This is a genomic window from Altererythrobacter sp. MTPC7 (genome assembly GCF_042851395.1).
In the GTDB taxonomy this organism is placed as follows: Bacteria; Pseudomonadota; Alphaproteobacteria; order Sphingomonadales; family Sphingomonadaceae; genus CAJXSN01.
This window is the reverse complement of sequence record NZ_BTGS01000026.1, coordinates 1-11,292: the sequence shown is the minus strand read 5'-3', so window position 1 is coordinate 11,292 and position 11,292 is coordinate 1. Positions and strand designations below refer to the sequence as shown.

General features: G+C 58.2%; 10 protein-coding genes. 2 read left to right on the top strand and 8 right to left on the bottom strand.

Features of this window, described 5'->3' with window-relative positions; genetic code table 11:
* The 5 genes from ACGHJ7_RS14340 to ACGHJ7_RS14320 form a co-directional block, all read right to left on the bottom strand.
* Window positions 1-263, bottom strand: a 263-nt coding sequence (locus ACGHJ7_RS14340; protein WP_390479072.1) for a Brp/Blh family beta-carotene 15,15'-dioxygenase, incomplete at its 3' end; no start/stop codon positions are given.
* A gap of 174 nt (window positions 264-437) precedes the next feature.
* Complete coding sequence (locus ACGHJ7_RS14335; protein WP_390479070.1) at window positions 438-1,286, bottom strand: bacteriorhodopsin; 849 nt, start codon at window positions 1,284-1,286, stop codon at window positions 438-440.
* A 50-nt stretch (window positions 1,287-1,336) separates the two neighbouring features.
* A complete protein-coding gene (locus tag ACGHJ7_RS14330; RefSeq protein ID WP_390479068.1) occupies window positions 1,337-4,558 on the bottom strand; it encodes an efflux RND transporter permease subunit in 3,222 nt (1,073 codons plus the stop codon).
* Window positions 4,555-5,685 carry an efflux RND transporter periplasmic adaptor subunit gene (locus ACGHJ7_RS14325; protein WP_390479066.1) on the bottom strand — a complete coding sequence of 377 codons (1,131 nt, stop codon included), beginning with the start codon at window positions 5,683-5,685 and terminating at the stop codon, window positions 4,555-4,557. Before ACGHJ7_RS14325 ends, ACGHJ7_RS14330 begins: the two co-directional genes overlap by 4 nt.
* Complete coding sequence (locus ACGHJ7_RS14320; RefSeq protein ID WP_390479064.1) at window positions 5,682-7,085, bottom strand: efflux transporter outer membrane subunit; 1,404 nt, start codon at window positions 7,083-7,085, stop codon at window positions 5,682-5,684. The genes ACGHJ7_RS14325 and ACGHJ7_RS14320 overlap by 4 nt, the downstream gene beginning before the upstream one ends.
* A gap of 95 nt (window positions 7,086-7,180) precedes the next feature.
* On the opposite strand from ACGHJ7_RS14320, the gene ACGHJ7_RS14315 reads away from it, so the two are divergent.
* Both ACGHJ7_RS14315 and ACGHJ7_RS14310 read left to right on the top strand, forming a co-directional pair.
* A complete protein-coding gene (locus tag ACGHJ7_RS14315) occupies window positions 7,181-7,387 on the top strand; it encodes a hypothetical protein (protein ID WP_390479063.1) in 207 nt (68 codons plus the stop codon).
* Complete coding sequence (locus ACGHJ7_RS14310) at window positions 7,384-7,992, top strand: TetR/AcrR family transcriptional regulator (RefSeq protein ID WP_390479061.1); 609 nt, start codon at window positions 7,384-7,386, stop codon at window positions 7,990-7,992. Before ACGHJ7_RS14315 ends, ACGHJ7_RS14310 begins: the two co-directional genes overlap by 4 nt.
* A 177-nt stretch (window positions 7,993-8,169) precedes the next feature.
* Here ACGHJ7_RS14310 and rtcA read toward each other — a convergent pair whose 3' ends face one another.
* From rtcA to ACGHJ7_RS14295, 3 genes are read right to left on the bottom strand one after another with little or no spacing between them, the layout of a single operon-like run.
* Complete coding sequence (gene rtcA, locus ACGHJ7_RS14305; RefSeq protein ID WP_390479059.1) at window positions 8,170-9,186, bottom strand: RNA 3'-terminal phosphate cyclase; 1,017 nt, start codon at window positions 9,184-9,186, stop codon at window positions 8,170-8,172.
* Window positions 9,183-9,605 (bottom strand): hypothetical protein, encoded by a 423-nt coding sequence (locus ACGHJ7_RS14300; protein WP_390479057.1) that lies wholly within the window; start codon window positions 9,603-9,605, stop codon window positions 9,183-9,185. The genes rtcA and ACGHJ7_RS14300 overlap by 4 nt, the downstream gene beginning before the upstream one ends.
* 30 nt (window positions 9,606-9,635) lie before the next feature.
* Window positions 9,636-10,862, bottom strand: a complete 1,227-nt coding sequence (locus tag ACGHJ7_RS14295; protein ID WP_390479055.1) for an RtcB family protein — start codon at window positions 10,860-10,862, stop codon at window positions 9,636-9,638.
* Window positions 10,863-11,292 lie beyond the last annotated feature (430 nt).

Here is an 11,292-nt window from a genome sequence, read left to right as displayed (position 1 = left end):
CTTATTGCGAAGAAAAGCACGAGAGCGAGTTCAGCAGAGGCAAACCATAACGCCGCCATGGCGAAAAAAAGCCCGAGGTAGACTCCAAGATAAATGCAGATTTCGCGCCAGCGCATTGCGCATCGCTGCGCAGCGATATGTATGTCGAAAGCGCCGTGCGGAAGACCGCCGAAAAGTATGGCGAGCGTGATGAGGGCCGTGAATGCGGGACCGCTTGCAGGCAGATACGCCGCCCCCAACGAGAGCGCAATCAAAGCAATCACTTGCAGCGTGGGAAGAATTGCAAGCGAGCACGTTGTCCCGCCATTCAGCCTTACACGGCGGTGGGCGTTGGCTAGGTGTTCACTGGCGTGTTGCATTTTTTGCGTAGCCCGGAGTGGGCTGCGACCGAAGTTTGCTGTTCGATCGCAGCCATTGGGGGACATTCCGCCTGACGACTAAGCGTGGGCCTTTGCAGGTGCCTCCATCAGCCCGTCCTGTGCGGCCTTGAAGCCAAGTTCGGCTGAGCGGCGAAGCGCGACTTGGCCGAGCATCACGCCGAAGACGAGCTTCGATGTGACATCCGCGACGGTGTAGATCGTCTGGCGGATCACCACTCCATTCGCACTCGCATCAAAAACGGGCCACATATAGGCTATTGGATAGAGCGACCAAGTGATAACCAAAAACCAGAAACAACGGATGAGGCCCCGGCGTACGTCTTCACTTGCTTCACCTTGCGGATTGCGAACTGCATTTGCCAGAATGAGGATCATCCACACCATAAAGCCTGTCGAGATGGCGCCCCAGATCCAGAGCTGTTCACCTCCCGTGTAGCCCTCAATTCCAGCCGCAGCAGGCTCAAAATACTGGCCGACATAACCGGTCAGGATCATCGCGATGCCAGTGAAAGTGAGCATCCCCCACTTCTTCGCTAGCGCCGCGCCTGTGAAGCCTGCAACGACTACCAACTGGGTCATCAGCATCGGCACGTCGATTATCCAGTTCATGTAGCGATAGCCATTGGAGAACCGCTGGCCATCAACCACGGCAAATGTCTGCGTTGCCGGATTGAATTCGAACGCAGCGTTCCAGAGCATCCAAAGCTGCCCCAGCTCGAGCGCGGCAGAGACCATCACGACAGCGCTGATAATTGAAGACAGTCGATAGGCGGGCGCTGTCTGATACGCTGTGAGCGCGAAATAAACGAGACCGGCAAGAAAGACAGCGACACTGAATGCAAAAGCGTGTCGGACTACATCAAACTGCCAGACGGCAAATTCGAAGAAATTCTCAATTGTTGGCATTGGGGTATCCTTTGCTGGAAGCGGGGTTTGGAGAGGGAAGGGAACGGTGATCACGCTGATGGCTGTTCAGAGCCGCTGCTGCTTGAGGGCCGTAGAGCTGCAAATTTGGACCTCACCCAAGCCCAGCTCTCAGCGATCCAAGCTCGCCAACCATCGCGCGTCTGCGTGCTATCGTCCTGGTCAGCGGCACTGTCGAAGAACAGCGTGTAAAGTACGGGAACGACCCCCAGCGTCAGGATGGTTCCGACAATCAGCCCGCCCGCAATCGCTGCTGACATCCCGTAGAACAGTACGTCCTGTGCAATGATCAGGGGCAGCAATCCGACAATTGTGGTGATCATCGTCATCATGATTGGCCGGAACCGGCGAAGACAGGCAGACACGACTGCATCGCGGGCTGCCTCATCATAGTCGATGCAGTCATCGTCTTCGGCGATCTCGGCACGCTCGATATCGATGCGATCGATCAGGACAATGGCGTTGTTGATCAGGATTCCGATCAGCGCAAACAGGCCGAGGATCACCATAAAGCCAAAGCTGGCATTCAACAGGATCAGGCCGAGAGCTGCTCCGATGATCGACAGGGGGAGGATCAGCAGAACGATGCCAGTCCGCTTGAAGCCGTTGAATTGGAAAACCATCAGAATGACGATGACTGCGAGGACTGCCGGAAAAGTGGAAAATAACTCGGCGTTGCCTTCGGCTTGCTGTTCGATGATCCCGTCATATTCGATGAAGTGTCCTGGCGGCAAACTTGCCTCAAGCCCATCGATCTGCGGCTGAATCTGCGCGATCATATCTTCCGGTGTCGTCGCAAGCGGGCGCCCCTCAATCGTCAGTGTTTTAATGAGGTCTTCGGACTGGATACGCCCCGGCTGCGGAACGAAGGATATCCGCGCAACTTCACCCAAAGTCACTGCCGAGCCGCCGTTCGCCGGGTATACCACCAAGCTCTCGACACGCGCGGGGTCGGTGCGTTCGCGATCTGCTCCGCGCAGAACGATGGGCACATTGTCATCGCCTTCGCGAAACACATTGATTGGCTGGCCGGAAAAGTAGGTCGACAAAGCTCTCGCAACGTCGGTCGACGTGACGCCAGACTGACGCGCTGCGCCCTGATCGACGGTTACATCAAGTTGCGTTGTCTGATTTTTCCAGTCGGAGAACACATCGATTGTGCCGGGGACGCTCTTGAAAACATCCGCCAGTCGATCGCCCGCTTCGATCAGAGTGTCGCTATCAGGCCCACGGACCTGCGCTTGAAGGATAGCGGTGTCGCTCGGTCCTAGGAACATGGACGAAATGCGCAGGCGGACATCGGGAAACTCCGCTGCAAGATCGCGCCGGAATTCCTTCACATAAGCATCGCGGGTTGCGGCATCCTTTGTGCGAACCACCATAAACCCGCGATTGGGCGCAGGGTCGACGGGAGCGAGCGACAGCACAAAACGCGGGCCGCCAAAGCCGGAATATGCGGCAACCGTATCGACATCGGGATAACGCTCTTTCTCGTTCAAGAAGCGCGATAAAGCCGCCATCGTCTCGTTGGTTTTCGCGCTGGAAGTGCCCACGGGCAAGTCCGCGTAGATCAGCACCTCGGGTCGGTCTGATTGGGGGAAAAACTCCTGTTTCACCGTGCTCATTCCAAAGCCAGCGAGCAGAAACGCGGCAACGATCCCGCCGAGGAACAAAGCCTTGTGGGCAAGCAGCCATTTCAGCAGACTTTCATATTTTCCGCGTGTGTATCCGAATGCCTTGTCGACGTTACGCTTTCGCCAGTTCTCTTTTTCCTCGCTCTCTGGCTTTGCAAACCAAAAACAAAGAACAGGCGTCACCAGCATCGCGATGAACCACGAAGAGGATAACGAAATAAGGATCACCTGCGCAATTGACCGCGTATATTCTCCCGAACCGTCCTGCGCGAGCATCAAGGGAAGAAAGACAAGGATCGTCGTGATGGTGGAGGATAAGAGCGGCAAAGCCAATTCGCGCACAGTTTGTCCGACGGCATCTTTCCGGTCCACACCATCGCCGAGGCGATTTTTGTAATCTTCAGCGATCACGATGCCGTTATCAACAAGCAGACCAAGCGCGATGACGATGGTCGCAAGACTCATTCGCTGGATGCGGATTTCAAAGAACCCCATCATGGCAAGCGTCGTCAGGACCACAGCAGGCACGATGGAACCCACGATCAAGCCGGTCCGCATCCCAAGAAACAGGATGACGACAGCCAGAACGATCACAAGTGTCTGCAACACGTTGATCGAAACACCGTACACCGCTGTTTCAACCGGTTCAGCCTGGTACGTGACGCGGTTCAATTCGACACCGGCGGGCAATGATTGCCGGATTTCATCAATGCGTTGAACGGCCCGCTCGGAGTAATTGAGCACGCTCACATCAGGGTTCATCGAGATGGCAAAAATGATCGCAGGATCAGAGTTGAAATAGGCTCGCTCACCAGCTGGATCATCAAGCGTGCGCTTCACTTGCGCATAGTCGCCAAGGCTCACCGTGCCGCCACGCGGCAATTGGATAAGCGCGTTTTCTATTTCGGCCAGAGTTTGAAAATTGCCCGAAGGTTCAATCGACAATCGGCGGCTTTCCGTTTCTACTGATCCGCCCGGAATGACGATATTCTGCGCCTGAAGCTGCCGCGCGATAGCGTCCAGAGACACTCCGAGTTGCGCCAGCATGGCATTCGGCATTTCGATGTAAACTCGCTCGGCCGGACGTCCGAGCACATCAACTTTGTATGTGCCATCAATCGTATAAATCTGCTCGCGAATATGATCGGAAAGATCGCCCAGTTCGAACATATCGAACTCATCCGATTGCAGCGCCAGCGTGATAACCGACACATCGCCGAATTCATCATTGATGATCGGGGTCAGTGCGCCTTCTGGAAGTTGATCACGAGTTTCCTCAACTTTAGATCGCAGCTCGTCCCAGATTTGCTCAAGGTCAGGATAGCCGAAGTCAACCTCTGCATGGATGATTGACTGGCCCTCCATCGAGGTTGCCCGGATCTCTTTCATCTCCGGGATAGACTGGATCGCCTCGGCCATCGGCCGCGTGATCAGCGTATCGACGCGCTCGGCGCTCATACCGGGATAGGGCACGACGACCACGGCCTCGCGGATGGTGAGCTTCGGATCCTCGCGCGCGGGAAGGCTGAAATAGCTCATCACGCCGAAAACCATCAGAAGGCCAACGATCAGAAAGATGCCCGAGCTGAAGCGCAGGCCGAGTTTAGCTAATGCGTTCATTGGGCGTAGCGCTTTGCGCCGGAGCCAATCAGAGCGACGGTCTCATCGGGCTTCACGAAAGCGAGGCCGCGTCGCATAATTATGTCGCCTTTAGATAGACCGCTTTTTACAACGATCTGATCGCCGGATGCAGGGCCCAGAGTGATGGCGCGTGCGCTGACTTTGCCCGTTTCTGGGTCGACAATGTAAACTTCGCCACGATTTTCTGCCGTGGGCTTGAAGGCTGTAATTGGAATAATCACCCGTGCGGCATTCTCTTTGGTGTCGGCCTCTGGTGCATCCTCAATGCGAACATCGACAGCCATCCCAGGCAATAGGGCGCCATCCATGGAAGGCACGCTGGCGAGCACTTCAAAGGCTCCGATCCCGGCGGCGCGCGACGATATCTCCGTAATTGATCCCGGGACTTCGATGCGCTCGCCATCGCGGTCAAGAATGACGGTGATCTGACTTCCAGCAGCGACCCCCTCTCTCAAGTCGCGTGACACATTGAAGGAAACCTCGATGCCCATGCTGTCAATTTCGAGGACTGGCTGCCCCGGTTGGACCTGCGCGCCTTGTTCTAGCAACCGTCTTGCGACCCGCCCGGCGAAGGGCGCTCGCAAAGTGGAATCGGATAAAGATTCCCGCGCAATTCCCACCCTTGCTGCGTTTGCCTTCGAAATTTCTTGCAGACTGCCGGCTTGCGCCCGCGCCCGCTCCAAAGCCGCTTCAGATGTCGCTTCTTCGGCGAACAATTCTTCCTGCCGGGTCAGATCCTGCCGGGCCTGCGAAAGCCGCGCCCAGCTTTCGGCCAGAGCTGCACCGGCTTCTGCGACACGGAGACGATATTCGTTGCTTTCGATGGTCGCGAGCGGCGCGCCGCGCGAAAAGCTTTGCCCAATTTCGTACCGCACCGTGGCAAGCCGTCCGGGAACCTCGAAAGCAACCTGCGTGGTTTCGCGTGCGCGCACCGTGGCCGGAACGACATTGGGTGAGGCTTCATTTTGCCCTGAGCCCCCGACTTCAAGCCAATCCACAGGGCGTGGCTCGGTCTTCGGTTCCTCGTTTGAAGAACAGGCGGCGAGCATCCCTGCAGCGGCGAGCGCGAGTAGCAACCGTGGCCTCTTCATCTGGTAATTCTTCACGATTTGTCTCCGTCGGGAATGGCTTGCCAGCCGCCGCCAAGGGCCGCGTAGAGGCCGGTCATGGCGAGGCTGGCTTGTCTGTATGCGATTGCTTTGCCTCGTTCGGCGCTACGAAGGCCGCGCTCGGCTTCTTGCAACCGAAGGCGGTCGATCGCGCCCTTGTAGAATTGGAGGCGTGCGAGGCGGTAGTTTTCGGACGAGAGAACGGCTGCGCGTTCGCTTAGTGTCAGTGCCTCGCGCGCGAGATCGTATCGCGCAATGGCGGTTTCCGTCTCGGTCAGCGCGTTGAGGACGCTTTCCTCGTAAGCGAGAGCCGCTCGCTTTGCTTCAGTCTCGGCAAGATTGATCTCTGCGCGAACCCGCCCGCCATCAAAGATCCGCCACGAAAGGAACGGCACGATGTTGTAGTTGGTGCTGTTGCCATCAAACAGCGTGTCGACCATTGCCGAGGCAAAGCCGCCGTCGATATTGAGGCTCAATTTCGGAAACAGTTCAGCTTTAGCGACCCCGATCTCCGCCGTCTGGGCTGCTAGCTCGCGCTCGGTTCTAGCGATATCGGGGCGGCGGCGGAGAAGGTCGGCACGCAGCCCAACCGGAATGTCGGCAAGGCTAAGGACAGACTCTCGCTGGGCTGCGAGCGCAATTTCTTTTTCGGGAAGGCCTCCGGTGAGTGGGCCGAGCGCGAGGGCGGCTGCCCGAATCTCAACGTCCAGCGCTGGCACCTCTGCTTCGATGCGTGCAAGTTCGCTCTCGACGAGAAGCAGGTCGGCGCGCGAGATCTGCCCCTTGTCGAGTTGAATGCGCGAAAGCCTGACCAATTCTTTTTGCGCCGCAGCACTCGCGGCGAGCGCAGCGCGCTCCTCTTGAAACCCGCGAAGCGATAGATAGGTCGATGCGGTCTCAATCGCGACTGCAAGACGTGCCCCGTTGGCGGCTGCGATCGCCGCCTCAGCCCGCGCATCGCCCGCTTCAACGGCCCGCCGGGTTTGCCCCCAAAGGTCAATCTGCCATGCGAGCGAACCGCCAATGTCATAGACCTCGAATTCTCGCACGAAGCCGGGGATGTCGGCGAGGCCGGGATTGGCGTTCAAGCTTTGTTGAAGCACGGTCACGGAGCTGTCTGCCGAGACGCTTGGCAACCCGGCGGCTCTCACTTGCGCGCGGCGCGCTCGTGCCTCTTCGACACGAAGCAAAGCCTGACGCACAGATAGGTTGTTTTCGAGCGATGCCTCAATCAAGCGTGTTAGCTCTGGATCGCCAAGATCCCGCCACCACGCGATAAACACCTCTTCGGCTACCGGAACATTCGTACGATCAATCCATTCAGTGTTTTCAGCCTCCAGTTGGGGACGTGCGTAGTCAGGCCCAACGCTGGCGCATCCTGCCAAAGTGCTGGCCATGGCTAGAGCAAGCAAGAGGCGCATTTTGAAGGGACGAATTTGACAGGGTAGGTTGGTCACAAGGCTACTTCCCCAATCGAGTCTGAATTGAACTGATGAGTAAATTTATGTGCTCCAAGCGCCTAAAAGGTGCAGTTGTTCCAGAATTTATTCATATTATCCAAGATTTTTCAGAAGCCCTTTGCATGATGCTTGGAGTCAGCATTAAATTGAACCAACTGGTTCAAAAGCCCGAATCAAGGGCTCGAGGTAGCCAACGTCATGAGGGACGCGGCCGCCCCAATAGTGTGCCTTGCCAATGAGCGCCGAACGCAAATCAAAGAAGCGTCAGGACATTCTCGCAGGCGCTCAGCGCGTATTCGTGCGCGAAGGCTTCGATGGTGCGAGCATGGAGGAAATTGCGCGCGAAGCGAAGGTGGCCAAGCCGACCCTCTACAATCATTTTCGCGACAAAAGCTCACTGTATGTAGCAGTGGTGGAGGACGCTCTCACGAAAACGCGCGACGCAATCCTGCCCCCATCCATCCGTGATCTACCGGCGAAAGAAGCAATCAAGCTCCTAGCGCAGCGGCTTACCATCATGTTTGGCCGAGATGATGACGTGTTGAAGCTGTGCCGAATTTGTATTGGCGGGTACGAGCGCTTCCCCCTCGGGAGTTCGACATTCATGCAGCACGGCCCGCGGCGGGGCACAGACCAGGTCAGCGAGCTAATTGAGTTATGGCGTGATCGCGGAGAGGTCTCTTGCACAGACCCAAAGATCGCTGCTCAACAACTGTCCGAGATGTGCAAGGTCGGAATATGGGATCCTCGTCTCTACGCAGAGCGCGATAAGGTACCTTTAGAGGAATGCGAGAGGGTCGCAGAGGAAGCCGTCCTGACTTTCATGGCTCGATATTTCACCTGAAAGCGAAGGTGTTGCCTCGGTGCCAGTCCTGAAGGGTTCTATGACTGTGCAAGGTCCGCTTTCAGGCATCAGAATCTTCGACGGCTCTGTCTTGCAATGGGTCGTTAGCAGAATGACGGCTTTTCACGCTCATTCCCCTACAAGCAGACATTCAGCAATCGGCCCCATTCGCGCCGGTCAGCAAACCTCCGCAAGATGTGCTCCATCGGTGGTTTCCGAGAAGCGAAAACCCCTTCCCGAAAATCGTTCGATCAGGTTCACTGCGGTGCGGGTATGCTCACTGAGCTTGACTGTGGTGAACGCTCCACGGCCTGCCATTGCGAACGGCAGCAAGAGCTGGTCCTGCAGGTAAGGCCCGGCAAAGGCTTGCGACGCCAGATAGCCCGCCATCCGCTTCGCCGCTGTCTTTGCCAGGCGTTCTGCAGGCACGCCAAGCTTGCCGAAGCCAGACATGACTTCGGTGACATGTTCGAATTCGGCTTCCATGAGCAGGGCATTCCCCGGGCCATTTTCAGCCGGGAGTTGCACGGGCGCGAAGGCTTCGTCCGGCCATTCGGCAAGCACCTTGCGCGCCGCCTTCAGTTCGCGGTCAGCGATATCGAACGGAATTCCGGCAACCAGCGCTTCTACCTTGCCAGCCTTGAATGCGCCGCGCGTTACGCATTCGATCGGACGCAATGGCGCTGGATCGATATCCACGACGATGCGCCCGCCACCGCGCGGGAAGAAACCGTGGCGCTCAAGCGTGATGGAAATCCTTGGACCCATCCGCTCCAGCACCGGCAGCAGCGTCTTTTGCAGGAATTCGAAAGGCGGTGCGGCCATCGCATGCGTCCCGCCCTCGATCACCAGTTTCGACGGCTCATCGGCCAACATCAGCGGTACCAGCACGGTCTGAAGCACCAGCCCGGTCGAACCGGCGGTGCCGACGGCGAAATGATATTCGCCCGGCGTGACGCTGCCGGGCCGAAAGGTCAGTTCGCTGGCACCAACCGTCAACCCGGAGCATTCCGCTCCGCCGATCGCGCAGGCTGCTTCCAGCGCGGTGACATGCTGGCGCATCAGGCCGGGCTTGGCCCTGCCTCCGCGGATGTTGTGGATGGTGAATGGCTCGTTGGTTAGCAGCGACAGGGCTGCGAAATACCGCAACACCTGTCCGCCGCCTTCACCCTCGGAGCCGTCGATCGTGATCATGTTTCAGTCTTTCGGAATTCGGTATTGTCTGGGTCCGGAACAAATATGAGCGGCGTCCAACAATCGGACTGCTTGGTTCCAATCTCGGTTCCGCACTCGCGGCATTCGATGTTGGGGCCGTCGCAGCCGTCCATTCCGCAACAGCCATTTGTGCGGCCACGCTTGCTGGTAATTTTCCCGGTCGCTTCGAAATCTGCTGGGTTGAGCCAATACTGCGGCACAAATTCCAAAGCAGCCGGGTTGCTCGAGTCATGCGAACGCTGGAGCGGTTCGTAAGATTTGAAGCCGCTTCCCTCGGCGCAGACAGGCCGCTGATCGATGAAATCGGGATTCTGAACGCCCGGATCTTTCAGCGATTGAACAGTAACTTCACCGGTCAGCGCACGGCCACAACCGCGACAATGGAACTTGCCCTTCATGCGAACCTCCCAACGGCGGCGTGAAGGGTGTTACCCCTTCACGCACACCACCTGCTTCAAGGTATGGACGATCTCCACCAGATCGGCCTGCGCGGCCATCACGGCTTCGATCGGCTTGTAGGCCTTGGGCGTTTCATCGATCACGCCCTCGTCCTTACGGCATTCGACACCGGCGGTATCGGCGATATGCTCGTCGAGCGTCACCAGCTTCTTCGCCTGCGTGCGGGACATCACGCGCCCCGCCCCGTGCGAGCAGCTGTCAAAGCTCTCGGCATTGCCGAGCCCGCGCACGATGAAGCTCTTCGCCCCCATCGATCCGGGGATGATGCCCATCGTACCCTTCGCCGCCCGCACCGCACCCTTCCGGGTAACGAGCACGTTTTCGCCGAAGTGGTTTTCACGCGTCACATAGTTGTGATGGCAGTTCACCGCTTCGCATTCGGCATCGAACGGTTTGGCGATCTGGCTCCGCAGTGCATCGAGCACATGCATCATCATCACGCGCCGGTTTAGCGCTGCGAAGTCCTGCGCCCATTCGACCGCTTCGACATAATCGTCGAAATGGTCCGTCCCTTCCGGGAAATAGGCGAGGTCCTGATCAGGCAGGTTGATATGCCATTTGCGCATGTCCTGCTTGGCCAGTTCGATGAAGAACGTGCCGATCGCATTGCCAACCCCGCGCGAGCCCGAGTGGAGCATAACCCACACCCGCTGTTCGGTATCGAGGCACAGCTCGATGAAGTGATTGCCGGTTCCCAGCGTCCCCAGATGCACGAGGTTGTTCGTGTTCTTGAGCCGCGGGTACTTGGCGACGATCCGGCCAAACCGTTCGGCGAGCTTTGCCCAGGCATCGACCACGGCCGGAGGCGGATCGCCCCACGAACCCTTGTCGCGCTTGCCGCGCCCGACATCGCGGCCATGCGGCACCGCCGCCTCGATCGCGGAGCGAATACCGGCAAGGTTATCCGGCAGGTCGCTCGCGACGAGCGAGGTGCGCGCGGCCATCATGCCGCAGCCAATGTCGACGCCGACCGCAGCCGGGATCACCGCGCCTTTGGTCGGAATTACTGAGCCGACGGTCGCGCCGATCCCCACATGCACGTCGGGCATGGCCGCAACATGCTTGAAGATGAACGGCATCTTCGCCGCCTTGGTCAGCTGCTCGCGCGCCTTGTCGTCAACGGGAACGCCGCGGGTCCACATCTTGATCGGCGACCCGCCTTCCACGTCCTGATATTCATACGTCGTCTGGGTCATCGCGACCTCCTCATGCTTCTTCATAGGTGCTGGCAACAAGTTTTGGCGAGACTTCTCCGCATGTTGCCATGCAGGGACGGGTTCGAACCGCCTGGTTACCGATGTAGTCCCGACCGGTATTCGCCAGCGCTGATGTAATTCTGCACTATCGCTTCGCTGCGTGAGCGCGGGGTGCTGGCGGCGAGTGATTGATGAGACGCTTTACTGAGCTACTCCGGTTGCCCGGGGGCGGACTCGGACCGCCGACCTCCTGCTTTCGCAGGCGCTCTACCCATGTAGTCCCACCGGCATCCGCCAGCGTTAATTGATACTCGGTTCACGGCGACGAGGTTTGGGTAAGACGTTGCCCCGAGGGGCGCCGCTCTATCCGCTGAGCTACGGGCCCGCATTTGGTGGACCCGGCGGGATTCGAACCCGCGACCTGCATCGT